General features: G+C 76.0%; 19 protein-coding genes. 12 read left to right on the forward strand and 7 right to left on the reverse strand.

Features of this window, described 5'->3' with window-relative positions:
• Positions 1-16 precede the first annotated feature (16 nt).
• On the forward strand, positions 17-553 hold the full coding sequence (locus tag BJ968_RS04665) for an N-acetyltransferase (RefSeq protein ID WP_179749650.1): 537 nt from the start codon (positions 17-19) through the stop codon (positions 551-553).
• Here the strand turns inward: BJ968_RS04665 and BJ968_RS04670 are convergent.
• Both BJ968_RS04670 and malQ read right to left on the reverse strand, forming a co-directional pair.
• The gene (locus BJ968_RS04670; protein WP_179749652.1) at positions 513-3,479 is read right to left on the reverse strand and encodes a BTAD domain-containing putative transcriptional regulator; all 2,967 of its coding nucleotides are present in this window, start codon (positions 3,477-3,479) and stop codon (positions 513-515) included. The genes BJ968_RS04665 and BJ968_RS04670 overlap by 41 nt on opposite strands.
• A 216-nt stretch (positions 3,480-3,695) precedes the next feature.
• Positions 3,696-5,846 carry a 4-alpha-glucanotransferase gene (malQ, locus tag BJ968_RS04675; protein ID WP_343077809.1) on the reverse strand — a complete coding sequence of 717 codons (2,151 nt, stop codon included), beginning with the start codon at positions 5,844-5,846 and terminating at the stop codon, positions 3,696-3,698.
• A 73-nt stretch (positions 5,847-5,919) separates the two neighbouring features.
• On the opposite strand from malQ, the gene BJ968_RS04680 reads away from it, so the two are divergent.
• On the forward strand, positions 5,920-8,064 hold the full coding sequence (locus BJ968_RS04680) for a prolyl oligopeptidase family serine peptidase (protein WP_179749656.1): 2,145 nt from the start codon (positions 5,920-5,922) through the stop codon (positions 8,062-8,064).
• Between the two features lie 6 nt (positions 8,065-8,070).
• Positions 8,071-9,162, forward strand: coding sequence for a mechanosensitive ion channel family protein (locus BJ968_RS04685; RefSeq protein ID WP_246314077.1), 1,092 nt, complete (start codon positions 8,071-8,073; stop codon positions 9,160-9,162).
• 42 nt (positions 9,163-9,204) lie between these two features.
• Here the strand turns inward: BJ968_RS04685 and BJ968_RS04690 are convergent, their stop codons facing one another.
• A complete protein-coding gene (locus BJ968_RS04690) occupies positions 9,205-11,580 on the reverse strand; it encodes a phosphoketolase (protein WP_179749658.1) in 2,376 nt (791 codons plus the stop codon).
• A 49-nt stretch (positions 11,581-11,629) separates the two neighbouring features.
• A complete protein-coding gene (locus BJ968_RS04695; protein WP_179749660.1) occupies positions 11,630-12,253 on the reverse strand; it encodes a response regulator transcription factor in 624 nt (207 codons plus the stop codon).
• A gap of 193 nt (positions 12,254-12,446) precedes the next feature.
• Here BJ968_RS04695 and BJ968_RS04700 point away from each other — a divergent pair, with 193 nt between their 5' ends.
• Positions 12,447-14,003 (forward strand): SDR family oxidoreductase, encoded by a 1,557-nt coding sequence (locus BJ968_RS04700; RefSeq protein WP_179749662.1) that lies wholly within the window; start codon positions 12,447-12,449, stop codon positions 14,001-14,003.
• Between the two features lie 35 nt (positions 14,004-14,038).
• The gene (locus BJ968_RS04705; RefSeq protein WP_179756205.1) at positions 14,039-14,449 is read left to right on the forward strand and encodes a globin domain-containing protein; all 411 of its coding nucleotides are present in this window, start codon (positions 14,039-14,041) and stop codon (positions 14,447-14,449) included.
• Positions 14,450-14,521: 72 nt separating this feature from the next.
• Here the strand turns inward: BJ968_RS04705 and BJ968_RS04710 are convergent, their stop codons facing one another.
• The gene (locus BJ968_RS04710; RefSeq protein ID WP_179749664.1) at positions 14,522-14,878 is read right to left on the reverse strand and encodes a winged helix-turn-helix transcriptional regulator; all 357 of its coding nucleotides are present in this window, start codon (positions 14,876-14,878) and stop codon (positions 14,522-14,524) included.
• A 95-nt stretch (positions 14,879-14,973) separates the two neighbouring features.
• Between BJ968_RS04710 and BJ968_RS04715 the strand changes: the two genes are divergently transcribed.
• From BJ968_RS04715 to BJ968_RS04730, 4 genes are all read left to right on the forward strand, one after another.
• Positions 14,974-15,585 carry a malonic semialdehyde reductase gene (locus BJ968_RS04715; protein WP_179749665.1) on the forward strand — a complete coding sequence of 204 codons (612 nt, stop codon included), beginning with the start codon at positions 14,974-14,976 and terminating at the stop codon, positions 15,583-15,585.
• Positions 15,586-15,737: 152 nt separating this feature from the next.
• Positions 15,738-16,433 (forward strand): hypothetical protein, encoded by a 696-nt coding sequence (locus BJ968_RS04720; protein ID WP_179749667.1) that lies wholly within the window; start codon positions 15,738-15,740, stop codon positions 16,431-16,433.
• A gap of 59 nt (positions 16,434-16,492) precedes the next feature.
• Positions 16,493-18,544, forward strand: coding sequence for an ATP-binding protein (locus BJ968_RS26335; protein WP_179749669.1), 2,052 nt, complete (start codon positions 16,493-16,495; stop codon positions 18,542-18,544).
• A 2-nt stretch (positions 18,545-18,546) separates the two neighbouring features.
• Complete coding sequence (locus BJ968_RS04730) at positions 18,547-19,239, forward strand: response regulator (protein ID WP_179756207.1); 693 nt, start codon at positions 18,547-18,549, stop codon at positions 19,237-19,239.
• Here the strand turns inward: BJ968_RS04730 and BJ968_RS04735 are convergent.
• Complete coding sequence (locus BJ968_RS04735; protein ID WP_218884799.1) at positions 19,200-20,711, reverse strand: XRE family transcriptional regulator; 1,512 nt, start codon at positions 20,709-20,711, stop codon at positions 19,200-19,202. The two genes, BJ968_RS04730 and BJ968_RS04735, sit on opposite strands and share 40 nt — an antisense overlap.
• A gap of 118 nt (positions 20,712-20,829) precedes the next feature.
• Between BJ968_RS04735 and BJ968_RS04740 the strand changes: the two genes are divergently transcribed.
• Positions 20,830-22,728, forward strand: a complete 1,899-nt coding sequence (locus BJ968_RS04740; RefSeq protein ID WP_425491472.1) for a phosphoenolpyruvate carboxykinase (GTP) — start codon at positions 20,830-20,832, stop codon at positions 22,726-22,728.
• A gap of 93 nt (positions 22,729-22,821) precedes the next feature.
• Here BJ968_RS04740 and BJ968_RS04745 read toward each other — a convergent pair whose 3' ends face one another.
• Positions 22,822-23,787 carry a zinc-binding dehydrogenase gene (locus tag BJ968_RS04745; protein WP_179749673.1) on the reverse strand — a complete coding sequence of 322 codons (966 nt, stop codon included), beginning with the start codon at positions 23,785-23,787 and terminating at the stop codon, positions 22,822-22,824.
• Between the two features lie 49 nt (positions 23,788-23,836).
• Here BJ968_RS04745 and BJ968_RS04750 point away from each other — a divergent pair, with 49 nt between their 5' ends.
• The gene (locus BJ968_RS04750; RefSeq protein ID WP_179749675.1) at positions 23,837-24,703 is read left to right on the forward strand and encodes an acyl-CoA thioesterase domain-containing protein; all 867 of its coding nucleotides are present in this window, start codon (positions 23,837-23,839) and stop codon (positions 24,701-24,703) included.
• 44 nt (positions 24,704-24,747) lie between these two features.
• A complete protein-coding gene (locus BJ968_RS04755; RefSeq protein ID WP_179749677.1) occupies positions 24,748-25,920 on the forward strand; it encodes an acyl-CoA dehydrogenase family protein in 1,173 nt (390 codons plus the stop codon).
• Positions 25,921-25,940 lie beyond the last annotated feature (20 nt).

Raw genomic sequence — 25,940 nt, forward strand, 5'->3', positions numbered from 1 at the left:
CGGGCACGGTGGCGGTGTGAACGAGAACCCTCAGACCTCGCAGCCGTCCGCGACGAGCTGGCTGCCGTCCTGGTTCACCCACCCCGCGCACCTGGAGCTGGACAGCGGGTTCCACCTGCGGCCGCTGCGCGCCGTCGACGTCGACCTGGACCTGCCCGCGGTCCTGGGGTCCCGGCTCAGCCTGTGGGCCCGGTACGGGTTCGCCTGGGGCTGGCCCCCGGCCGACCTGGACCGCGACGGCGACCGGCGGGACCTGGAACGGCAGGAGCAGGAGATGTCCGCCGGGACCTCCTTCAGCTACGGCCTGTTCGACGAGGCCGAGGAGGCCCTCGGCGGGTGCGTCTACCTGGACCCGCCGCGCGGCGGGCCGGGCGGGGCCGACGTCGACGTGACCTGGTGGACGGTGGACGCGCTGGTCGGCTCGGCCGTGCACGCCGAGCTGCCCGGTGCGCTGCGCGGCTGGCTGGCCCGGGACTGGCCGTTCACCCGGCCGCGCTTCGTGGGCTTCGACCTCAGCTGGCCGGAGTGGGCTCTGCTGCCGGACCCGGCGTGAGGTCCACGGTCACCGGCGCCGCGGCCAGGACGGTGCCCGCGGCACCGGTCGCCAGCGCGACCACCTCGGCCGGTGGGGCCTGCCGGCCGCGGGCCGTGGCCTGCTGCAGCCGGTGCTCCCCGAGCCCGGCGCGCAGGGCCTCCCGCGCCGCCGCGGCCGCCGCGGCGTCCCGCGGGTAGTAGCGGTACACCTCGAAGCCGACGGTCTCGCGGGCCGTGGCCGCCGCCGCGGCCAGCACCGCGAGCAGCTCGGTCGTGGCCGGGTCCGGCGCGGGCCCCCCGACGCGCACGAGGAGCACGACGAGCGCCTCCAGGAAGTACGACAGGTTGGCCAGGTCCCCCATCTGCTCGGACAGGCGCAGCCCCTCCAGCAGCGCTGCGGCGGCTCCGTGCGGGTCGACCCCACCCTCCACGAGGGCCGTGTTGTAGAGGCCCATGTAGGTCGCCAGCCGGTCCCCCACCCCGCGGGCCGCCCGCAGCGCGGCGCGCAGGTCCCGCCGGGCGTCCTCCAGGCGCCCCGCGCGCCAGGCGGCGGTGGCGCCCCAGACGAGGTTGAGCCGGACGATCCACGGCCCCCAGGAGTCGGCGGGCAGGTCCCGCGCCAGGTCGATGGCCCGCCGGTGCTGGGTCGCCGCCGTGTCCAGGTCGGCGTCGGTGAGCGCGCAGATGCCCAGCCCCGCCTCGCAGTGGGCGCTCGCCTCGAGGCGTTCGGCACGGCTGCCGTCGGTCGAGGCCCGCGCCTCGGAGAGCGCCTGGGCCCAGTGCGCGCGCGCGGCCTCGCCGTCGCCCTGGGCGAAAGCCATCGCCGCGCAGGCCGTGCGGGCCCGCACGAGCGCCAGGCCCACCGGTCCCGGTGGGGCGAGGGACACGACCGCCTCGGCGTAGCGCCGGCCGGTGCGCAGCTGCCCGCGCAGCCACCAGAACAGCCAGCTGCCCCACACCAGCCGGCCGGCCAGGTCGGCCCGGCCCGCCCCGACCGCCCAGTCGAGCGCGGCGAGGACGTTGGGGTGCTCGCGGTCCATCCGGTCCAGCCACCGCACCTGCTCGGCGGAGCGGTAGCCGGCGGCGGCCCGCTCGGTGAGCCGGGCGAAGGCCTCGGCGTGGGCGCGCGCCGCGGCGTCGCGCTCGGCGCCGGTCAGGAGCCGGCGCGCGTGCTGCACCGTCGGCTCCAGCACCGAGTAGCGCGCCGGTCCCCCGCCCGCGGCGGGCGGGTCCACGCCGACGAGGGAGTGCTCGACGAGGGTGTGCAGGTGCTGCAGGACGTCGGGGCCCTCGACCTCCTCCAGCTGCTCCAGCGTCCAGCCCCCGGTGAACACGCCGATCCGCCGGAACAGGCCCTGCGCGCCGGGGTCCAGCAGGTGGTAGCTCCAGTCCAGGGTCGCGCGCACGCTGCGCTGACGCTCGGGCAGGTCGCGCGGGCCGCTGGCCAGGGCCTGGTCGAGGCGGCCCAGCAGGTCCTCCACGTCGAGGGTGCGCACGCGGGCCGCGGCCAGCTCCAGCGCCAGCGGGATGCCCGACACGGCGCGGCAGACGGCCTGCACGGCCGGCCCGGTCCGCTCGTCGAGGACGAAGCGGGGCGCGACGGCCTGCGCCCGCTGGACGAACAGCTCCCGGGCCGGGGCCGCGGCCAGCGGTTCGACGCGGTGCTCGGCCTCCCCGCTGACCCGCAGCGGCGCGCGGGAGGTCACCAGGACGGACAGGTCGGGGCAGCGGGCCGCGAGCGCGGCGACGTCGGTCGCGGCCTCCAGCAGGTGCTCGCAGTTGTCCAGGACGAGCAGCCCACGGCCGCCGCTCAGCCGGGTGGCGACGTCGTCGAGGACGTCGTCGTCGGTGGCCTGCGGCAGCCCGACGGCGCGGGCCACGGCCGGCAGCACCCCGGCGGCGTGCGTGACCATCGCCAGCGGCACGAACCAGGTCCCGTGCGGGAAGTCCGCGGCGGCGGTCCGGGCCACCGCGGCGGCCAGCCGGGTCTTGCCGACCCCGCCGGTGCCGGTCAGGGTCAGCAGCCGGCTGGACCCCAGCCGTGCCCGCAGCGCCTCGACCTCGGCGTCGCGGCCGACCAGGGAGGTCGTCGGCACGGCCGGTGCCGTCGTCGCGGCGGACCGGGCGGGCCCGGCGGCAGGGGGCGGGGTGGGCCGCGGCGCGGGCTCGGGGGCCTCCAGCGAGGGGTCCTGGCGCAGCACCAGGTCCCGCAGCCGGCGCAGCTGCGGTCCGGGGTCCAGGCCCAGTTCGCGCTGCAGGACGCGCCGGGCGTCGTCGAGGACCGCGAGGGCCTCGGCCTGCCGGGAGCTGCGGTAGAGCGCCAGGGCCAGCGAGGCGCGCAGGTCCTCGTGCAGCGGGTGCCGGTCGACGAGGTCGGCCAGGTCGGCCAGGACCTCCCGGTGCCGGCCCAGGGCCAGGTCGAGGCGCGCGCGCAGCTCCAGGGCGCTGAGGCGGCGGCCCTCCAGGCGGTGCGCCTCCTCGCGGGCGAAGTCGGCGCCGACGTCGGCGTAGGCGGGTCCGCGCCAGCGGGCCAGCGCCTGCGTCACGGCGCGATGGGCGCTCGTGGGGTCCTGCTCGGCGTGCGCGCGGTCCAGCAGCCCCTCGAAGACGGCCGCGTCGAGCGCGTCGGGGCCCAGGGCGAGCTGGTAGCCGGGCGCGCGGGTCCGCAGGACGTCACCGGCCGGGGCCAGGGCCCGGCGCAGCCGCGAGACGGAGCTGTGCATCGTGGAGGCGGCGGGGCGGCCCCCGGCCTGCCCCCAGGTGCGCTCGGCCAGCACGTCGGCGCCCACGACGCGCCCGGCGTCCAGGGCCAGGGCCGCCAGGACGGCCCGCAGGGACGGGCCCAGGGCCACCGCGGTCCCCGCGACGAGGACCTCCACGGCGCCCAGGACGCGCACCTCCACGTCCGGGCCGGCCGCCCGCTGCGGCGCGGCCACCCCGCTCACCGGGCCCTCACGCGGCACTCACGCCGCACACGGTAGCCACCCGGGGGGTGCGCGCGGGGGGCGTCCGGTCACGTCGGGGGGACGGCAGCGGCCTGCAAGCCGTCCGCAAGGACGGGCGGGCAGGCTCAGTCCTGCCACCGGGGGGACCGGGACGCGCCGGAGGGGACGTCCCGGGCGGTGGCGGGTCCGGGCGAGGACGGGGCCGGGGGTGCGGGGTCAGCCCCGCAGGGCCTCGTCCACCGCCCGGGCCAGCGAGCGTGCGCGGGCGTTGCCGGCGAGGTCGTCGAGGAGGACGACCTCGCCGTCGGGGCCCGTCAGCGGCATCCGCCAGTTCGGGTACTCCAGGGACGTCCCGGGCTGGTTCTGGGTGCGGCGGTCCCCGACGGCGTCGACGAGCGAGACGCCGACCATGAGCGAGGGCGACAGGGCCAGGTAGCGGTGCAGCGCCTCCACGGTGGCCTGCTCGTCGGCCCCCTCGCGCAGCAGCCCGCGCTCGCGGACCAGCCCCAGGATGCGTTCCTGCTCGGCGGCGTCCTTGGCGCGCTCCTCCTCCACGGGCCGGGTCAGCAGCCCCAGGCGGTCGCGCAGGGCGACGTGCTCCTGGGCGAGGTAGCCGGCCGTGGGGGGCAGGTCGTGCACGGTGACGCTGGCCAGGGCCAGTTCCCGGTACGCCTCGGGGGCCTTGGGGCGCTCGCCGTCGTACTCGAACCACAGGACGGCGCTGCCGAGGATCCCGCGGTCGGCCAGGTACTCGCGCACCCACGGCTCGACGGTGCCGAGGTCCTCCCCGACCAGGACCGCCCCGGCGCGCTGGGCCTCCAGGGCCAGGATCCCGAGCAGGGCCTCGTGGTCGAAGCGCACGTAGGTGCCCGCCGCGGGCGAGGCGCCCTGCGGGATCCACCAGAGCCGGAACAGCCCGATGACGTGGTCCAGGCGCAGCCCGCCGGCGTGCCGCAGGATCGTGCGGACCATGTCGCGGAACGGGGCGTAGGCCAGCTCGGCGAGGCGGTCGGGCCGCCACGGGGGCTGGCTCCAGTCCTGCCCCTGCTGGTTGAAGGCGTCCGGCGGCGCGCCGACGGTCACGCCGTGGGCCAGGGCGTCGCCCAGGGACCACACGTCGGCGCCGTCGGGGTGGACCCCCACGGCGAGGTCGTGGACGATGCCCGGCCCGGTGCCGGGGGCCGTGGCCGCGTCCTGGGCGGTGCGCAGCTGCTCGTCGCACTGCCACTGCAGCCAGCGGTGGAACTCGACGCGGTCGGCCAGCTCGCCGGCCAGGCCGGAGGAGGCGGCGGCCTCGGGCGAGGCGGCCTCGGCGGGCCAGTCGGCGGCGGGCAGGCCGAAGCGCTCGGCGAGCGCGCACCAGGTGGCGAACCCGGTCAGCCCCGGGTCCTCGGCGGCGACGTAGCGGCGGAACGCGGCCTCGCGGGCGGGGGTGCGGCCGTGGGCGAAGACGACCTCCAGGGCCTGCCGCTTGGCGGCCCAGGCGGCGTCGCGGTCGATCTGGCCGGCGTCGCGGTCGGCCGGGCGCACGCGCTCGGCGAGGCGCTCGACGAGGGCGCGGTCGCCGGGGGTGAGGTAGGCGACCTCGCGGACGTCCTCGACCCGCAGGTACAGCGGGTTGACGAACCGGCGCGTGGTGGGCAGGTAGGGCGAGGCCTCCATGGGCGGGACCGGCTGCGCGGCGGCCAGCGGGTTGACGAGGACCCACCCCGCCCCCTGGTCGGCCGCGACGGCGCTCAGCTCGGCCAGGTCGGCGAGGTCGCCCACGCCCCAGGAGCGGGAGGAGCGGACGGAGTACAGCTGCGTCTGGTAGCCCCAGCTGCGGCCGGTCTGCAGGGTGGGCGGCAGCTCCAGCACGTCGGGGGTCACGACGCACGGGCACTCGACCTGCCCCGCGGGGGTCCGCGCGCGCAGGACGTGCCAGCCCAGCGGCAGGTCGTCGGGCAGCTCGAAGGTGGCGCGGCCGGTGAGGACGCCGTCGACGTGGACGGGGTCGACCCAGCGGTCCAGCTGGCGCAGGGGTGCCCAGCCGCCGCCCTCGAGCTCGACGACGACGTCGACGGGGTCGCCGTGGGGCACGTGCACGGGCACGGGGTGGACCCGGCCCTCGCGGGCGACGACCACGGGCGGCAGCACGCGCCGCCACGGGCGCAGCTTCACCTCGTGCAGGGCCTCGCGGGTCGACTGCGCCGTCGAGACGTCCAGCCCCAGCGCGCCGAGCACCGCGGTGATCGTCGTGGCGGGCACGGTCGTCTCCCGGCCCTGCCAGTCGTGGAACGTCGTGGAGACCCCGCAGGCCGCCGCGAGGTCGGTGAGGTCGGCGCGCGGGGCGGCGGGGGTTTCGGAGCTCGGCACGTCGGTGGCCACCCGGCGACTCTGCCAGAGGTGCCCCGCCCCTGCCCGTCCACGCGCCGGGCCCGCCGACCTAGGGTGGGCGGCCATGAGCACCCCGCACCCGGCGCCCGGGCCGGAGCTGGCCCCGCGCGTGGACGTCGTCGACGAGCTGCACGGGACCGCGGTCCCCGACCCCTACCGCTGGCTGGAGGACGCCGCCGACGAGCGGACGGTGGCGTGGTCGCGGGCCCAGGACGAGGCGTGGGAGGCGTGGGCGGCGGCGCTGCCCGGGCGCGAGCGGCTGGAGCGGCGCGTGCGCGAGCTCATGGCGACGGGGTCGGTCGGGACCCCCGTGCACCGCGGGGAGCGGGTGTTCCGCACCCGCCGCGAGCCCACCGCCGAGCACGCGGTGCTGCTGGTCACCGACCCGGGCGCCGCACCGCGGGTGCTGGTGGACCCGGTGGCGCTGGACCCCTCGGGCACCACGACGCTCGACGCGTGGCGGCCCGACGTGGAGGGGGACCTGCTGGCCTACCAGCTGTCCGAGGGCGGCAGCGAGGAGAGCGTGCTGCGGGTCCTGGACGTGGCGACGGGCGAGGTCGTCGACGGCCCGATCGACCGGGCCCGCTACTCCCCGGTGGCGTGGCTGCCGGCCGACGGGGACCGCCGCGCCTTCTACTACGTGCGGCGGCTGCCGCCGGAGCAGCTGCCCGCCGACGAGCGGCAGTACCACCGCCGCGTGTACCTGCACGTCGTGGGCACCGACCCCGCGACCGACGTGGAGGTCTTCGGCGCGGGCCGGTCGATGACGAACTACTACGGCGTCTGGACCTCCCGCGACGGGCGCTGGCTCGTCGTGAGCGCCTCGGACGGGACCGCGCCGCGCAACGACGTGTGGATCGCGGACCTGGCGGCCTCGGACCCGGCGCGGCCGGAGTTCGGCACGGTCGTGGAGGGCGAGGACGCGAACACGGGCGCCTGGGTGGGCCGCGACGGGCGGCTGTACGTCTTCACCGACCTCGACGCCCCGCGCGGCCGGCTGGCGGTGGCCGACCCGCGCGAGCCGGGCGTCGAGGGCTGGCGGGACCTGGTCCCGCAGGGCCCGGCGCTGCTGGACGACGTCGCGGTCCTGGACGGCCCGGAGCTGGCCGAGCCGCTGCTGGTGGTGGGCTGGACCGAGCACGCGGTGAGCTCGGTGACGGTGCACGACCTCGTGACCGGGGCCCGGCTGGAGGGGGCCGCGGGGCGCGTGGAGCTGCCGGGGACGGGCTCGATCGGGGGCCTGGTCGGCCGGCCCGAGGGCGGGCACGACCTGTGGTTCACGTACACGGACACCACGACGCCGTCGCACGTGTGGCACCTGGACGGCCGCACGCGCGAGCTGACCGTGGAGGCGGCGCCGCCGGGGGCCGTGGAGGTGCCCGCCGTCGTCAGCCGCCTGCTGGAGTACCCCAGCGCGGACGGGACGGTCGTGCGGCTGCAGGTCACGGCGCGGGCGGACCTGCTGGACGCCGACGGCGCCCCCCGCGGGCCGGTGCCGGCGATCCTCTACGGCTACGGCGGTTTCGGCATCAGCCTGTCCCCGCACTACGCCCCCGACGCCCTGGCGTGGGTGGAGGCCGGCGGCGTGTACGCCGTGGCGAACCTGCGCGGCGGCGGGGAGGAGGGCGAGGACTGGCACCGCGCCGGGATGCGCGGGGACAAGCAGAACGTGTTCGACGACTTCCACGCCGCGGCGCGGTTCCTCGTCGCCCGGGGTTTCACGACGCACGGGCAGCTGTGCGTGCACGGCGGGTCGAACGGGGGCCTGCTGGTCGGGGCCGCGGTGACGCAGGAACCGTCGCTGTTCGCCGGCGCGGTGTGCTCGGCCCCGCTGCTGGACATGGTCCGCTACGAGCTGCACGGCCTGGGGGCGACGTGGAGCGAGGAGTACGGCAGCGCCGCGGTCGCCGAGGAGTTCGGCTGGCTGCACGCCTACTCCCCCTACCACCGGGTGGTCGAGGGGACGGCGTACCCGTCGGTGCTGTTCACCGTGTTCGACGCCGACAGCCGCGTCGACCCGCTGCACGCGCGCAAGCTGTGCGCCGCGCTGCAGCACGCCACGTCGTCGGACCCGGCGGTGCGCCCGGTGCTGCTGCGCCGCGAGAAGGACGTGGGCCACGGGGCGCGGTCGGTCTCGCGCAGCGCCGGCCTCGTCCGGGACACCCTGGCCTTCGCGGCCCGGGCCACCGGCCTGACCCTGCGGGACTAGAAGGAGTTGCTCGACCTCGTGCTGGACTCGATCACCGGAACCCTGCCCGCGGTGGACACCGCCGGCGCCACGGCCGGCGCGCAGGACGTCGCCGCGTTCCTGCTGGACAAACCCCTGAAGATCGTCGTCGTCCTGCTCGTCTGCTGGATCGCGCGGTACCTGCTGCTGCGGCTCATCGGCCGCGTCGCGGCGGGCATCGCGACGGGGGCCGGCAAGCTCGGCGGCGGGCGGCGCAACGGGTTGCTGGACTCCTCCCCGCTGCTCAGCGAACGCCGCCAGCAGCGCGCCGAGACGCTGGCCTCGGTGCTCAAGAGCACCGTCACCTTCGTGCTGGGGATCATGGCGATCCTCGTGGTGCTCGACACCGTCGGCATCGCCATCGCCCCGTTCCTGGCCTCGGCGGGGATCGCGGGGGTCGCGCTGGGTTTCGGCGCGCAGGCGCTGGTCAAGGACTTCCTGTCCGGCATCTTCATGCTGGCCGAGGACCAGTACGGCGTCGGCGACTCCGTGGACCTGGGCGACGCGACGGGGACCGTGGAGGCCGTGGGTCTGCGGGTGACCCGCCTGCGGGACGTCAAGGGCACCGTCTGGTACGTCCGCAACGGGGAGGTCCTGCGGGTGGGCAACATGAGCCAGGGCTGGGCCCGCGCCGTGGTCGACGTGTCGGTCGCCTACGGCCAGGACCTGACCCACGCGCAGGAGGTGCTGCAGCGCATCGCCGACGGCCTGGCCGCCGAGGAGGAGTGGAAACCCCTCGTGCTGGACGCCCCCGAGGTGTGGGGCGTGGAGCAGATGACGACCGACGGGATCGTGCTGCGGCTCGTCGTCAAGACGGCCCCCATGCAGCAGTGGGCCGTGCAGCGGGAGCTGAACCGCCGGGTGAAGGGCGTGTTCGACGCCGAGGGCATCGAGTTCCCGCCGGCCCAGCGCACGGTGTTCCTGCCCCAGGGCGCCCCGGGCCAGGGGGCGCGCCGGGAGCACCGGCCGGTCGACCCGGCCGCGGCCGTGGTCCCGCACCCGCCCGCCCCGAGCGAGGCGGACGTCGCCGCGCAGGACGCCGCGGCCGCCGACCCCCGGACCACCGACCGCGGTCTGTGAACCGTCCCGGGGCCCGCACGCCGCAGGCCCCGGAGGCCGGGTTCAGTCCAGGACCCAGTCCCGCACCTCGGGCATGTCCTCCAGGTGCTCCACGACGTGGGCGCGGTGCCGTTCGAGCTGGGCCCGGCACCAGCGGCGCAGGTCCCCGGCCCCCACGGGCAGCCGGCCGGCGTTGTTCAGCGCGTCGACCACGAGGTCGTAGCGGGAGACCTTGTTGCGCACCGTCATGTCGAACGGCGTGGTCGTCGTCCCCTCCTCGATGAACCCCCGCACGTGGAACCGGTCGGCGCGGGGCCGGCCGTGGACGAGCTGGTGCACGGCCCCGGGGAACCCGTGGAAGGCGAACACGACGTCGACGTGGTCGGTGAACAGTTCCCGGAAGGTGAACTCGTCCACGCCGTGCGGGTGGTCGGCGGGGCGGTGCAGCCGCATGAGGTCGACGACGTTGACGACCCGCACCCGCAGCTGCGGCAGCCGCTGGGCCAGGATCCGCGCCGCGGCGACGGTCTCCATGGTCACCACGTCCCCCGCGCAGGCGAGCACCACGTCGGGGTCGGCGGACCCGTCGTCGGTCCCGGCCCACTCCCAGGTCCCCGCCCCGCGCGCCACGTGGTCGGCGGCCTCCGCGGCGGACAGGTACTGCAGCTGCGGCTGCTTGTCGATGACGACGAGGTTGATGCGCGAGCGGGTCCGCAGGCAGTGGTCGGCGACCTCCAGCAGGCAGTTCGCGTCCGGGGGCAGGTAGATGCGCGAGATCCCCGACCGCTGGGTGAGGGCGGTCTGGATGAGCCCGGGACCCTGGTGGCTGAAGCCGTTGTGGTCGTTGCGCCAGGCCGTGGAGGTCAGCAGCACGTTCAGGCTCGGGACGGGCGCCCGCCACGGCAGGTGCTCGGCCTCCTCCAGCCACTTGCCGTGCTGGACGGTCTGGGAGGCGCTGACCATGGCGAACGCCTCGTAGGTGGCGAACAGCCCGTGCCGGCCGGTGAGGGTGTACCCCTCGAGCCAGCCGTGGCAGTTGTGCTCGGACAGCACTTCCAGCACCCGCCCGGAGGCCGACAGCCCCACGTCGCCGGGGACGGTCGCCTCCATCCACGCGCGGTCGCTGGCCTCGAACACCGCGCCGAGCCGGTTGCTGCTGGTCTCGTCGGGGCAGAACAGCCGGAACGTCTCGGGATTGGCGCGGTAGACGTCGCGCAGGTACTCCCCCAGCCGCTGCGTCGACTCCGCGCGGGTGGCGCCCGGGCGCGGGACGTCGACGGCGTAGTCGCCCGGGGAGGGCAGCACGAGGTCGCGCGTGAGCAGACCGCCGTTGGCGTGCGGGGTCGCCGACATCCGCAGCGCCCCCTCGGGGTCGTTGGCCCGCACGAGCGCGGTGGGCCGGCCCCGGTCGTCGAACAACTCCTCGGGCCGGTAGGAGCGCATCCACTCCTCCAGCAGCCGCAGGTGCTCGGGGTTCTCCTCCACCCCCGACAGCGGGACCTGGTGGGCCCGCCAGGTGTCCTCGACCTGCACCCCGTCGACGACGGAGGGCCCGGTCCAGCCCTTGGGCGAGCGCAGCACGATCACCGGCCAGGCGGGGACCCCCTCGGGGGCCTGGCCGCTGCGGGCGGCCCGCTGGACGGCGCGGATGCGCCGGTGGGCCTCGGCCAGGGCGGCGGCGAACCGGTGGTGCATGCCGGGCAGGTCCTCGCCGGTGACCTCCAGCACGTGGTAGCCGTGCCCCTCCAGCAGGGACCGCACGAGCACGGGGTCCTTGCGGGCCAGGACGGTGGGTCCGGAGATCTTGTAGCCGTTGAGGTCCAGGACGGGCAGCACCGCGCCGTCGCGCGCGGGGTTGAGGAACGAGATGCCCTTCCACGCCCCCTCCAGCGGCGCGGTCTCGGCCTCGCCGTCGCCGACGACGGCCACGGCCAGCAGGTCGGGGTTGTCCATGACGGCGCCGAAGGCGTGGACGAGGACGTACCCCAGCTCGCCGCCCTCGTGGATCGAGCCGGGGGTGGTGACCGAGGCGTGGGAGGGGATGCCGCCCGGGGAGGAGAACTGCCGGAACAGCCGGCGCATCCCGTCGGCGTCCCGGGTGACGGCCGGGAAGCACTCGGCGTAGGTGCCCTCCAGCCAGCTGGCGGCCACGAGCGCGGGCCCGCCGTGCCCGGGGCCGGCGAGGTAGAGGGTCTGCTGCCCGGTGTGCCGGATCAGCCGGGAGACGTGGGCGTAGACGAACGACAGGCCCGTGCTGGTTCCCCAGTGGCCCAGGAGGCGGGGTTTGACGTCGGAGGGCCGCAGGGGCCGCTGGAGCAGGGCGTCGTCCTGGAGGTAGATCTGCCCGATGGTCAGGTAGTTCGCGGCCCGCCACCAGGCGTCGACCGTGGCGAGCTCTTCGGTGGAGAGGCTGTCGGGGACGGTCTCGAGGAGTTCCACGGCGCCCAGGCTGGCCCACCCCGCCGGGGGCGCGCCAGGGCCCTTCGGCTCAGGCCTGCGCGACGAAGACGGCCGCCTGGGTGCGGCTGCTCAGCCCCAGCTTCGCCAGCAGGCTCGACACGTGGTTCTTGACGGTCTTCTCCGCCAGGTGCATCTCCCGGCCGATCTGCCGGTTGGTGCAGCCCCGGCTGACCAGGCTCAGCACGCGCCGCTCCTGCGGGGTGAGGTCGGCCAGCCGCGGGTCCGCCGCCAGCGGGTCCTGCAGGCGGCGGCGGACGGCCTCGACCGCGGCGGGGTCCAGCAGGGAACCCCCGGCGTGCACGGTGCGCACCGACCCCACGAGGTCGGTGGTGCCGATCTCCTTGAGCAGGTACCCCGCGGCCCCGGCGACGACGGCCGCCCAGAACGCCTGGTCGTCGTCGTAGGAGGTCAGCAGGATGCTGCGGGTGCCCGGGGAGACCAGCTGCGCCTGCCGGCACACCTCGGTGCCGGACCCGTCGGGCAGCCGGCCGTCGAGGACGGCCACGTCCGGGCGGGTCAGCGTGATGCCCGCGAGCGCCTCGGCGACCGTGCCCGCCTCGCCCACGACCTCGATGCCGGGGTCGGACTCCAGCACCGCGCGCAGACCGGCGCGGACCACGGCGTGGTCGTCCAGCAGGAAGACCCGGATCATCGCTCCCCTCCCGGAGTCGGACCGTCGGGACCATCCTGGCCCGCGCGGCGGGCCGGCGGGGACCGCGGGGACCGGTTCGGGACGAAGGTCCCGGGCGGTGCGCGCCGCCGGGGTGGACGCCGCGGTCGCCGCCCCCTCGCCGGGCACCTGCGCTGACTCGCGCGGCGGACCGACCCCTCCGACACTGGGCGGCATGAGCGAGATCGCGGCGGGGGACGGACGGCTGGCGCTGGTGACGGGGGTCACCGGGTACATCGGCGGCCGGCTGGTGCCGGAGCTGCTGTCGGCCGGTTTCCGGGTGCGGGCGATGGCCCGGCGGCCGGAGTCCCTGCGCGACCGCCCGTGGGTCGACGACGTCGAGGTCGTGCAGGCCGACGCCTCCGACGCCGACCAGGTCGGCGCGGCCCTGGAGGGCGTCGACGTGGCCTACTACCTCATCCACGCCATGAGCGGGGGGTCGTCGTTCTCGGCCAAGGACCGCCGCACGGCGCGCACCTTCGCGCGCGCCGCGGCCGCGCGCGGGGTGCGCCGCACCGTGTACCTGGGGGGTCTGCACCCCGAGGGCGAGGAGCTGTCGCGGCACCTGGAGTCGCGCCGGGAGGTCGGGGAGATCCTGCTGGACTCCCCCGTGCCGGCGACGGTGCTGCAGGCCGCGGTCATCCTGGGGTCGGGGTCGGCCAGCTTCGAGATGATGCGCTACCTCACCGAGCGGTTGCCGGTCATGGTCTGCCCGGCCTGGGTGAACAACCGCATCCAGCCCATCGCCGTGCGCGACGTGCTGCGCTACCTCGTCGGGTCGGCCTCGATGCCGGACGACGTGAACCGCACGTTCGACATCGGCGGCCCGGACGTCATGACCTACCTGGACATGATGCGCGGGTACGCCGAGGTCGCCGGGCTGCCCAAGCGCCACGTGCTGCCGGTGAAGGTCATGTCCCCCAAGCTGTCCAGCCACTGGGTCGGGACGATCACGCCGGTGCCGGGGTCGATCGCGCGGCCACTGGTGGAGAGCCTGGTGCACGAGGTCGTGTGCAAGGAGAACGACATCGCGAAGTACGTGCCGGACCCGCCGGGGGGCCTGGTCCCGTTCCGGCGGGCCGTGCAGCTGGCGCTGCAGCGCATCCAGGAGGCCGACGTCACGACCCGCTGGAGCTCGGCCTCGGTGCCCGGCGCCCCCAGCGACCCGCTGCCCAGCGACCCGGACTGGGCCGGCGGCAACCTCTACGTCGACGAGCGGACGACGGTCGTGCAGGCCCCGCCGCACGTGCTGTGGGAGGTCCTGGAGGGGATCGGCGGCGAGCAGGGCTGGTACTCGTGGCCGATGGCGTGGGCGGTGCGCGGGGTGATGGACCGCTTCTCCGGCGGCCCGGGCCTGCGGCGCGGGCGGCGCGACCCGCGGCACCTCATGGTGGGTGACGCGGTGGACTGGTGGCGGGTGGAGGAGCGGGAGGAGGACCGGCTGCTGCGGCTGCGCGCGGAGATGAAGCTGCCGGGCCTGGCCTGGCTGGACCTGCGGGTCGACACCGACGCCGTGGGGCGCACGCTGTTCCACCAGCGGGCCCTGTTCCACCCCAAGGGGCTGGCCGGGCAGGCGTACTGGGCGGCCATCAGCCCGTTCCACGGCGTCGTCTTCGGCGGGATGCAGAAGAACGTCAAGGACGCCGCCGAGGCTGCCGCGCGCGGTCGCGGGCCGACGGCCTCGGCCCCGGGGTCGGTGGACGTGCGCGCGGAGGGGACACTGGTGCGGTGAGCCCCGACCTGCCGTTCGTCCGTCCGCAGAACCTGATCGGCCGCACACCGGCGGGCCCGGACGGCGGGACGCGCAGCTTCTACGACGAGGTCGGCGGGCACGAGACGTTCGTGGCCCTCGTGGACCGGTTCTACGAGGGCGTCGCCGCCGACGACGTCCTGCGGCCCATGTACCCCGAGGCCGACCTGGGGCCCGCGCGGCGGCGCATGCTGATGTTCCTGGAGCAGTACTGGGGCGGCCCCACGACGTACTCGGACGAGCGCGGGCACCCGCGGCTGCGGATGCGGCACGCGTCGTTCAAGGTCAACCCCGACGCGCGGGACCGCTGGCTGGGGCACATGCGGGGGGCGGTGGAGTCGCTGGGGCTGCCCCCGGCGCAGGAGGGGGTCCTGTGGGACTACCTCGACCGCGCCGCGCACAGCATGCTCAACACCTTCGAGGACTGACGACCCCGGAGTGCTCGATCACGACAGTGCTCGATCAGCGCGGACCCTGCCGGTGATCGAGCACTTCGGTGGTCAAGCGCTCTCGCGCGCGCAGCGGTCGGCGGGCAGGTTCTCGCGGGCCCAGGTCGTCAGCTCGCGCAGGGCCGGGGTGAGCGCGCGGCCGGAGTCGCTGAGCTCGTAGACGACCGCGACGGGCGGGCCCTCGTGGACGGTGCGGTGCACCAGGCCGGCCCCGCACAGCTCGGCCAGCCGGTCGGACAGGACCGAGTCGCTGATGCCCGCGACGGCGCGGCGCAGCTCGGAGAAGCCGGCGGGGCCCGAGCCCAGGGTCGCGAGCAGGATGCCGTTCCAGCGCTTGCCGAGGAACCCGAAGGCGCGGGCGAGGGCTCCGTCGCACGCCCGCGCGTCGTGCTGCACCTGCTCGCTCACGGGACCACTGTACCCCTTGACGCTTCAAACGAAAGTGCTACTCTCTTTTTCGAAGCAGCAAGCCCACGGCTAGCCGATACGAGGAGAGCAGCCAGATGACCACCCTGGACGACCGCCCCCGGGGCCTCGACGAGGCCGCCCGCGCCGCGCTGTTCAGCGACGCGCACACCGCCAACGCCTTCGCCCCCACGCCCGTCACCGACGAGCAGCTCACGCAGATCTGGGAACTGGCGCGCTGGGCGCCCACCGGGGCGAACCTGCAGCCGCTGCGCGTGCTGTTCGTCCGCTCCCCCGAGGGCAAGCAGCGCCTGGTCCCGCTGCTGTCCGACACCAACCAGGCCCGCGCGGCCAGCGCCCCGGTCACCGCCGTGCTCGCCGTCGACGACCGCTTCCACGACGCCATCCCCACCGTGGCCCCCTTCATGGCCCCCCGCCAGGGCTTCCTGGAGGAGAACCCGGCCGTGCGCGGTGAGATGGGTTCCTACAGCGCGGCCCTGCAGGCCGGGTACTTCATCCTCGCCGTCCGCTCCCTCGGCCTGGCCGCCGGCCCCATGGCAGGTTTCGACAAGGCCGCCGTGGACGCGGAGTTCTTCGCCGGCACGAACTGGCGCTCGTCCCTCGTCGTGAACATCGGCTACCCCGGCGAGGACGCCTTCCGCCCCCGTCTGCCGCGGCTGCCGCACGAGGACGTCGTCCGCTTCGCCTGAGGCTCCCCCGGCGTTCCCGCCGGAGGCGCACCTCGGGGCCGAGGTTCCCGGCCCGACCGGGACCCGAGTCACGTCCGGCCGGGACACCCCCGTACCTACCGTCGGCGCGACGGCGACGACCGTCGCCGTCCCGCCGACGAGAGGAACCCGCTGTGGACCCCGACCGGACGCCCCGGACCCCCCGAACCACCACGACCGCCACGGTGCTGGCCGCCTCGCTGCCGGCCGTCCCCCTCCTCCTGCTGCTCACGCCGGCCCTGCTCGGCGGCGAGCACGCCCGCGCCGAGGACGCGCTGCGCCAGTGGGCGGCCGAGGGCTTCCCCCACCACCTCCTGACCCTGCAGCTCCTCGGCGCGCTGGCCCTCGCCCCGCTGCTGGTCTCGTCGCTGACCCTGGTCCCGCCCGGGACCCGGGGCCGGGTGCCGGCACTGGCCGCCACGGTGCTCGGCGGCGCGGCGGCCGTGACCACGGTGCTCGTGCTCGGGTACGAGCTCGCCCAGGGCGCCCTCGTGTCGGGGACCCTCGACGTCGAGGCCGGCGTCCGCGCCGCCCTGGTCACCAACGACTGGCTCCCCTTCCTGGTCATGCTGCTCGCCGGAGTGGGCGGGTGCGTCCTGACCCTGCCGCTGGTCACCGCCGCTCTGGCGCGGCACGGACTCGTGCGCTGGACCGCGCTCGCCGCCTTCGCCCTGCCCGTCGTCGCGGCCGTCCTGCCGCTGCCCGGCCGGGCCGCGGAACTCCTGCCGTCGGCCGTCCTCGTCCTGGCCTGCCTGCCGGCCACCGCGGACCTCCTGCGCGGCCGGCACCGCACCGCACCGCACCGATCGCTGAGCGACGCCCACGCCTGAGCAGCGCTACCGTCGGCGGCACCGGTCCGGCACCGCGGCGACGAGGAGGACGGTGTCCCGTGCCACCACCACCCGCGCTCACCGTCCCCGCCCCGCGCACCCCGCTCCCGCCCTGGTGGTGGCTCACCGGGACGGGGACCGCGGTGGTCACCTTCCTCCTGTGCGTGCCCGCCGGGGCGCGCCGGCACGGGCGGGTGGACGAGTCGCTGGTCCCGGACGAGCGCTGGACGGTGACCGACGTGCGGTCGGCGCTGCGGGAGCTCGGTGTCCCGGAACCGCTGTACGCCGGGGCCGTGCACGCCGTCGGCCAGCTCGTCACGGTCAGCTTCCTCACCGTGGCCGTCCTGATCGGCCGGCGGCGCCCCGGCGACCGCGGTCCCCTGGTGGTCTCGCTGCTGCTGGCCGTCAGCGGGTGGGCGCTCTCGGGGACGCACTCCACCCTCGCCACGCTCCTGCCGTTCGCCGCCGAAGCCCTGCAGCGGTTCGGCGTCGCCGCCTTCGGCGGGCTGACCGTCCTGCTCCTCGTGTTCCCCGACGGCCGTTTCCGCCCGCGGTGGACGTGGGTCGTGGCGGTCGTCGGGGTCACCTGCGCGGCGCTCGGGGTGACCGGACCGGTGGCCGCGGGCGCCGACGTCCTCCTCGTCGGCACCGCGCTGCTGGCGCAGGTCCGGCGGTACCGGCACGCCGACCCCGTCGGGCGCCAGCAGACGAAGTGGGTGGTCTGGAGCCTGAGCCTGGTGGCCGCCGGCGGGACGGCCCTGTTCGCCTCGACGACCGCGTTCCCGGCCTGGACCGCTCCGGGACCGGGCGGGCTCGTGGTCTCCACGGTCGGCAACGTCCTCCTGGTCCTCCTGGTGCTGCTGGTCCCCCTGGCCGTCGGGGCGGCGACGACCCGGTACCGGCTGTGGGACGTCGACGCCCTCATCAACCGCACCCTCCTGTGGGGCGCTCTCACGCTCACCTCCACCCTCGTGTACCTGGGGGTGGTCGCCGTGGTCGACGCGACGCTGCGGGCCCCGGCCGGCAGCCCCGCCGTCCCCGCCGTGGTCGCCGCGCTCGTGGTGGTCGCGCTCGTGGCCCCGACCCGGCGCGCCGCGCAGCGCGCGCTCAACCGGTGGACCTTCGGCGACCGGGACGTGCCGCAGGTGGTCCTGGCCCGGCTGACCGCCCGCACCGCGCAGGCGGGCTCGGCGCAGGAGGCGCTCCGCGCGGCGGCCACCACCCTCGCCACGGCGCTGCGCCTGCCCGCCACCCACCTCGAGCTCCTCGACCGGCACGGGTCCCCGCTGCTGGGCAGCGGGCCGGCGCTGCCCTCGAGCGCGGCCGAGACCACCCTCGTCGCGCGCGGTGAGGCCGTGGGGCGGTTGGCGCTGGCCCCCCGCCGCGGGGACGTGGTCCTGGGTGCTCGGGACCGGCACCTCCTCGACGTCGTGGCCCCCCACCTGGCCACGCTGGCCCTGGCGCTGCGCAGCACGGAGGAGCTGCGGCTCGCCCACCGCAGGCTCGTGACCTCGGCCCAGGAGGAGCGCCGCCGGATGCGGCGACGACTGCACGACGAAGTCGGTCCCGGCCTGGCCACCGCCGCGATGGACCTCGACGTGGCGCTGACCGTGCTGGGGTCCGACCCGGCGACCGCCCGCAGGTTGCTGGAGGGCGTCCGGGCGACGATCACCGACGACGTGGCCCTGGTCCGCGGGCTCGCCTACCGGCTCTACCCACCCGAGGTCGAGCAGCTGGGGCTGGCAGGTGCCGTGGAGGACGTCGCGCAGCAGCACCTGACGGGTGCGGACGTGGACGTCGACGTCCGGGTCGGGGCACCGCTGGGGGCGGCCGTCGAGGTCGCCGTCTACCGGATCGCCGCCGAGGCCCTGCGGAACGCCGGGCGCCACGCGCGGGCCGGCCGGGTCCGGGTACGCGTCGTCGACGGCCCGGGGGAGGTCCTGCTGGAGGTCAGCGACGACGGGTGCGGCACCGCCGGTTCCCGTCCCGGCGCCGGTCTGCTGGGGATGCGGGAACGGGCCGAGGAGCTCGGCGGGGAACTGCAGGTCGTCAGTCCCCCAGGGACCACCGTGCGGGCCCGCCTGCCGCTGGCCCCGGAGGTCCGGCCGTGACCGTGAGGCTGCTGGTCGTCGACGACCACAAGGGTTTCCGGGAGGGCCTGGTGCGGTTGCTGGGCTCGCTGGCGGACGTGGAGGTCCTGGGCGAGGCGGCCTCCGGCGAGGAGGGCCTGGTCCAGGCCGGACGGCTCCAGCCCGACGTCGTCCTCATGGACCTGGCCATGCCGGGCATCGGCGGGGTCGAGGCCACCCGGCGCCTGCGCGAGAGCGCACCGCACGTGGGGGTGGTCGTCCTCACGATGTCCGACGACGACGCGTCCGTGTTCGCCGCCGTGCGGTCGGGCGCACGCGGCTACCTGCTCAAGGGGGCCCCGCGCACCGAGGTGGCCCGGGCGGTGGAGGCGGTGGCCGCGGGGGAAGCGCTGTTCTCCGCGGCCGTGGCGGCCCGGCTCGTCACCTACTTCACAGCTGCCGCGGACACCCCCACCGCCGAACCGTTCCCCGAGCTCACCGACCGCGAGCGGGAGGTGCTGGGCCTGCTGAGCCGGGGACTGCCGAACGCCCGCATCGCCGCGGAACTGGGGGTGTCGCCGAAGACCGTGCGCAACCACGTCTCGCACGTCTTCGCGAAGCTGCAGGTGGCCGACCGGGCCCAGGCCGTCGCCCGCGCGCGGGACGCCGGCCTCGGGGGTGGTGGGGGGCCTGGCCGTCAGACGTCGCGCGGGGCGTGCGAGGACAGGAACTGGTAGACCTCCAGGTCGTCGACGCCGGGGAAGCGCCCCGACGGCAGCGGGGCGAGGGTCTGGGCGTGCAGGCGCGCGCTGGGCCACGCCGCGTCGGCCCAGCGCTCCACCACCTCCGCCGGGGGCCGGCGGCAGCACGACGCCTCCGGGCACGTGCTGACGTTGCGGACCCGGGTGTCGCGGCCGCGGAACCACTTCGCGTGCGCGTACGGCACGCCGACGGTGATGGAGAAACCCCCGTCGTCGCTCGTGCCGGTCTGCGAGGAGCACCAGAACGTCCCGGCGGGGGTGTCGGTGTACTGGTAGTTCTCGGTCGTCCGGTTCCGGACGTCGAACACGGTGCGCGCGGTCCACTTGCGGCACACCGGCTGCCCCTCGATGGCGCCGGAGGAGTCCTCCGGGAACGGCACGCCGTCGTTCTCGTACCCCCGGTACAGCGCGCCGTCGTCCCCGACGCGCAGGAAGTGCACGGGGATCCCCAGGTGCGAGGTCAGCAGGTTCGTCAGCCGGTGGGCGGCGGCCTCGTGGGTCACGCCGAAGGCGTCGCGGAAGTCCTCCACCGCGAGGTCCTTGTCGGCCTTGGCCGCCGAGAGGAACTCCACGGCCGCGCTGCGCGGCATCAGGCAGCACGCCGCGAAGTAGTTGATCTCCAGCCGCTGCCGCAGGAACTGCGTGTAGCTGGCGGGCCGCTCGTGCTCCAGCACGCGGTGCGCGATGGCCTGCAGCGCCAGGGAGCGCAGGCCGTGCCCGCCGGGGATGGAGGCCGGCGGCAGGTAGATCCGGCCGTTGGCCAGGTCGGTCACGGTGCGCGCCGAGTGCGGCAGGTCGTCGACGTGGATGATGTTGAACCCCAGGTCCGCCGCCATGCGCGCCACCTGCCGGTGGGTCAGCGCCCCGACGGTGTACCCGGCGGCGCGCACGAGGTCCTCGGCCACCTCCTCGATCTCGGGCAGGTGGTTGTCCGAGGCGCGCATGAGCTGGCGGATCTCGGTGTTGGCCCGGCGGGCCTCCTCCGGGGTCGCGTTCGAGGCGTCGTGCCGGCGGGCCAGCTCCCGGTGCAGCTGGACGAGGGCCTCCAGGGCGTCGGTGGGCAGCTTGCGGCTGGAGCGGACCTCGGTCAGCCCCAGGGACCGCGCCAGCGTCGAGCGCTGGGCGTGGTCCAGCTCGATCTCCAGGGCGGCCCGCCGGCTCGGCGGCGGCGCGGGGTCCAGCAGGTCCGACGGCGGCACGCCCAGCGCCCGGGCGACGGCGGTGATGAGGGACAGCCGCGGTTCGCGCTTGCCGTTCTCGACCTGGGACAGCTGGCTCTGGGCGGCCCCGACCTCCTCCCCCAGCTGGGCCAGGGTCCACCCCTTGGCCTGCCGGTGGTGGCGGATGCGGCGGCCCACGGTCAGCGCGTCCAGCCCCGTCTCCGGGACCGGCGGAGCCAGCGCGGGGTCGGTGAGCGGTTCGAGCGCCGCGACGCGCAGTGGGGCCATGGGGTTCACGATAGGTGAAGAACGGCCGATCTTCACGTGCCAAGTCCGTTGTGAGCGGGTCGCGGTCGGCACATCCTCGGAAGACCAGCCGCCGACCGATCCGAGGAGACACGCCGCCGTGACCATCGAACTGACGCGCGAGTCCACCGTCACCGCGACCGACGACCTGCAGCTGTCCACCGGGCCCACGAGCGACCCCGCGCTGTCGGCCTGGGTGCGGGAGATCGCCGCGCTGACCCGGCCGGACGCGGTCGTCTGGTGCGACGGGTCCCGGGCCGAGCACGACCGGCTGACCGCGCAGATGGTGGCGGCGGGCACGCTGATCCCGCTCAACCCGACGCTGCGGCCGGGGTCGTTCCTGGCGCGGTCGGCGCCGACGGACGTGGCCCGCGTGGAGTCGCGGACGTTCATCGCCTCGCACCGGCGCGAGGACGCCGGCCCGACGAACAACTGGCGCGAGCCCGGCGCCCTGCGCGAGGAGCTGGCCGGGGTCTTCGCCGGCAGCATGCGGGGCCGCACGATGTACGTCGTGCCGTTCTCCATGGGACCGGTGGGCGGCCCGATCTCCCAGCTGGGCGTGCAGGTCACCGACTCCCCGTACGCGGTGGTCTCCATGGGGATCATGACGCGGACGGGCACGTCGGCGCTGGCCGCGATCGAGGCCGGGGCCCCGTGGGTGCCCGCCGTGCACTCGGTGGGGTACCCGCTGGTGGACGCCGTGGGGCGGGCCCGGGCGGACGTGCCGTGGCCGTGCAACGACCTGAAGTACATCGCGCACTTCCCCGAGGCGCGCGAGATCTGGTCCTTCGGTTCCGGGTACGGCGGGAACGCCCTGCTGGGCAAGAAGTGCTTCGCGCTGCGGATCGCCTCGGCGATGGGCCGTCAGGAGGGCTGGCTGGCCGAGCACATGCTCGTGCTGAAGGTCACCAGCCCGGAGTCGAAGGTGTTCCACCTGGCCGCGGCCTTCCCCTCGGCGTGCGGCAAGACGAACCTGGCGATGCTGCGGCCCACGCTCCCGGGCTGGCGGGTCGAGACGATCGGGGACGACATCGCCTGGATGCGCCCCGGCCCCGACGGGCGGCTGCGGGCCATCAACCCCGAGGCCGGGTTCTTCGGGGTGGCACCGGGCACCGGGTGGTCGACGAACCCGACGGCGATGCAGATGCTGTCCCAGGACGTCATCTTCACCAACGTCGCGCTGACCGACGACGGCGACGTGTGGTGGGAGGGGATGACCGAGGAGACCCCCGAGCACCTGGTCGACTGGCGCGGCGAGGACTGGACCCCGGACAGCCCCACGCCCGCGGCGCACCCGAACGCGCGCTTCACCGTCGCGGCCTCGCAGTGCCCGAGCATCGCCGACGACTTCGACGCGCCCGAGGGCGTCGCGATCGACGCGGTCCTGTTCGGCGGCCGCCGCCGGTCGAACGTGCCGCTGGTGACGCAGGCGCCGGACTGGTCCGCCGGGGTGTTCCTGGGCGCCTCGATCTCCAGCGAGCAGACCGCCGCCGCCGAGGGGACGGTCGGCGAACTGCGGCACGACCCCTTCGCCATGCTGCCCTTCGCGGGCTACCACATGGGCGACTACTTCGCGCACTGGCTGTCGATGGCCGACCGGGTCGAGCACCTGCCGCAGGTGTTCGGCGTGAACTGGTTCCGCCGCGGCGACGACGGCCGGTTCCTGTGGCCCGGTTTCGGGGAGAACTCCCGCGTCCTGGAGTGGATCTGCCGCCGACTGGAGGGCACCGCCGCGGCCGAGGAGACCCCCGTGGGGCTCGTCCCGGCGGCCGGGGCCCTGAACCTCGACGGGCTCGACGTGCCCGCGGCGGACCTGCAGGAGCTGTTCGCCGTCGACCCGGCCGCCTGGTCGCAGGAGCTGGACCGGCTCGAGGCGTACTTCGCCCGCTTCGGCGACAGGCTGCCGGCGCAGATCGGGCAGAGCGTGGACCGGGTGCGCGACGGCCTGCGCGCCGCGCGCTGGACCCGGCAGCGCTGGGCGGACTGGCAGGTCGACTGACCCGCCCCACCGACCACCGTCGTCACGTCCCCCCGGGTACCGGGCTCGCCGGGAGGACGTGGCGGCGGTGAACCACCCCGTCCGGGACGGGGTTCAGGGCCGGACGAGGACCTTCCCGACGGCCTCGCCGGACTCCAGGCGCGCGAACGCGTCCCGGGCGTCGGCGAGCGCGTGCACCGAGTCGACCTCGGGTTCGAGCCCCGCGGTGTCGCAGAACCGCAGCAGGCGCTCGAACTCCTCGCGGGTCCCCATGGTGGAACCCAGCACCTGCAGCTGCCGGAAGAACACGTTCTCTAGCATGGCGGGCGCGTCGCCGCCCGTCGTGGCCCCGGAGACGACGAGCCGGCCACCGGGCCGCAGCGACTGCACCGAGTGCTTCCAGGTGGCCTTGCCGACGGTCTCGAACACGGCATCGACCCGCTCGGGCAGCCGCTCCCCCGTCGCGAACGTCGCCGCCGCCCCCCACGCGCGGGCCCTGACCAGCCGTTCGGGGGTGCGCCCCGCGACCCACACCCGCAGGCCCGCGGCCGACCCCAGCGCGGTGAGCGCGTTCGAGACCCCGCCGGCGGCGCCCTGCACCAGGACGGTCTGCCCCGGCACGGCGCGGGCCTGGGTGAAGAGCATGCGGTAGGCCGTCAGCCACGCCGTCCCCAGCGACGCCGCCCGCTCGAAGCTCCACCCGGCGGGCTTGGGCAGCAGGTTGCGGCGCGGCACCCACACGTGCTCGGCCAGGGTCCCCGGGTGCAGCTCGGACAGCAGCGTGCGCCGCGGGTCCAGCGTCTCGTCCCCGCGGAAGTCCTCGTCGGAGACGACGGCGTGCACGACGACCTCGGCGCCGTCGTCGGTCGTGCCCGCCGCGTCGCAGCCCAGGACCATGGGCAGCCGGTCGGCGGGCAGCCCCACCCCGCGCAGGCTCCACAGGTCGTGCCGGTTGAGGGCCGCGGCGCGGACGCTCACGCGGACCCAGCCCGCGGGGGGCTCGGCGGCGGGGGCGTCGGCGACCTCCAGTGCGGACAGCGGGTCGTCGGGGCTGGCGCGGACGGCACGGGCGGCGAGCACGGCCCGACGCTACCGCCCGCCCCCCGGCCCGGCTCGGTACCGTGCGCGGGTGACCGACTCGCCCCTGCTCCAGGTCCTGGACGTGCGACCCGCCGGGGACGCGCTCGACGTGTTCACCGGGCCGAACCTGCGGCACTGGCGGACGAGGCTGTTCGGCGGCCAGGTGCTCGGGCAGGTCGCCGTCGCCGCGGGCCGCACCGTCACCGGCGACCGGGACCTGCACTCCCTGCACGCCTACTTCCTGCGCCCCGGCCAGCCCGACGTGCCCGTCGCGTTCTCCGTCGAGCGGCTGCGCGACGGCCGCTCGTTCTCGGCCCGCCGGGTCCAGGCGACGCAGAACGGGGTCCCGATCCTGTCCGCCATCGCCTCCTTCCAGACCCGCTCGGAGGGGCTGGACCACGCCGAACCCGCCCCCGACGTCCCCGACCCCGAGGACCTGCCCAGCGACCAGGACCTCCTCGCCGCGCTGGACCACCCGGTGGCCCGCCAGCTGGGCGAGGGCCGGCACGTCGACGTGCGCCACGTCGAACCGGCGCTCTACCTCGCCCCCGACCCCGCCCCCGCGGCGCGGCAGTCGGTGTGGCTGCGCCTGGACGCCCCCCTGCCCGGGCCGGACCTGCTGCACCGGGCGGCGCTGGCCTACGCCAGCGACCTGTCCGTGCTGGAACCGGTCCTGCGCCGCCACGGGCTGGCGTGGGCCACGCCGGGGATGAGCGTGGCGAGCCTGGACCACGCGATGTGGTGGCACCGGCCCGCGCGCGCGGACGAGTGGGTGCTGTACGTCACTCAGAGCCCGAACGCCTCGGGCGCGCGGGGGCTGGCGACCGGCCGCATGTACGACCGGCAGCGCCGGCTTCTGGCGACCGTGGCGCAGGAGGGCATGCTGCGCCTGCCCGGGGAGGGCGCGGGGGCCTGAACCCGCCCCGGCACGCCCCGGCGGCCGTGTGGCACCGTGTCCGCGTGCCTCCCGCAGTGCTCAGCGACCAGACCTTCGACGACCTGCTGGCCCGGGTGCGGACCGGCGCCGCCGAGCGCGAGCGCCGCCGCGAGCTGCCCGCCGGGCTCGTCCGGGAACTGGCCGCCGCGGGGTTCGCCAACGCGCACGTGCCGCGGGCGGCCGGCGGGGAGGGCGCCTCGCTGGAGACGCTGTTCGACCGGCTCGTCCGGCTCGCCCGCGCCGACGCCAACGTCGCGCACGTCTTCCGCGGCCACCTGGCCTTCGTGGAGAAGCAGTACTTCGAGCCCGACCCCGCCGTCCGCGACCGCTGGTGGCGGCGCGTGCTGGACGGCGACCTCGTCGGCAACGCCGTCTCGGAGGCCTCGGCGACCTCGGACCTGTCGACGGTGCTGCGCGAGAGCGAGCGGGGGCTGCGGCTGGACGGCCGGAAGTTCTACACGACCGGCTCGATCTACGCCGACTGGATCGACACGTCCGCGGCCTTCGGCGACCGCAGCGTCCAGGTCTTCGTCCCGACCCGGGCGCCGGGCGTCGAGGTCGTCGACGACTGGAAGGGCTTCGGCCAGCGCCTGACCGGCAGCGGGACGACCACCTTCACCGACGTGGAGGTCGACCCCGCCCACGTCCGCCCCATCGACCCCGACGACGACGCCCAGACGTACCTGCTGGGCTTCTTCCAGAACGTGCTGCTGGCCGTGGTGGTCGGGATCGGCTACGCCGCGCTGGACGACACCGTGGAGTACGTGCGCGGGCGGCGGCGGATCTTCGGGTACGCCGGTGAGGCGCTGCCCCGCGAGCACCACCTCGTGCAGGCCGAGGTGGGCGGGCTGTCCAGCGCGGCCTCGGCCGCGCGGGCGGTCGTGCTGCAGGCGGCGCGCACGCTCGACGCCGCGCTCGGCTCGCACCTGCGCGGCGGGGACCCCGAGGCGCTGGCCGAGGCCCAGCTGGAGGTGTACCGCGCCCAGCAGGTCGTGCTGCCGCTCGTCGTCGACGCCACGGCGCGGCTGTTCGAGGTGGGCGGCGCCTCCGCCGTCGACGTCGACCTCGGGCTGGACCGGCACTGGCGCAACGCCCGGACCATCGCCACGCACAACCCGGCGATCCACCGCCGCCGCGCCATCGGCGACTTCGAGCTCAACGGGACCCCGACGCGGCGGTACCTGCCCGCGGGGTGAGGCCGCGCGGGGACGGAGCG

Source organism: Kineococcus aurantiacus, from assembly GCF_013409345.1.
Lineage (GTDB): Bacteria > Actinomycetota > Actinomycetes > Actinomycetales > Kineococcaceae > Kineococcus > Kineococcus aurantiacus.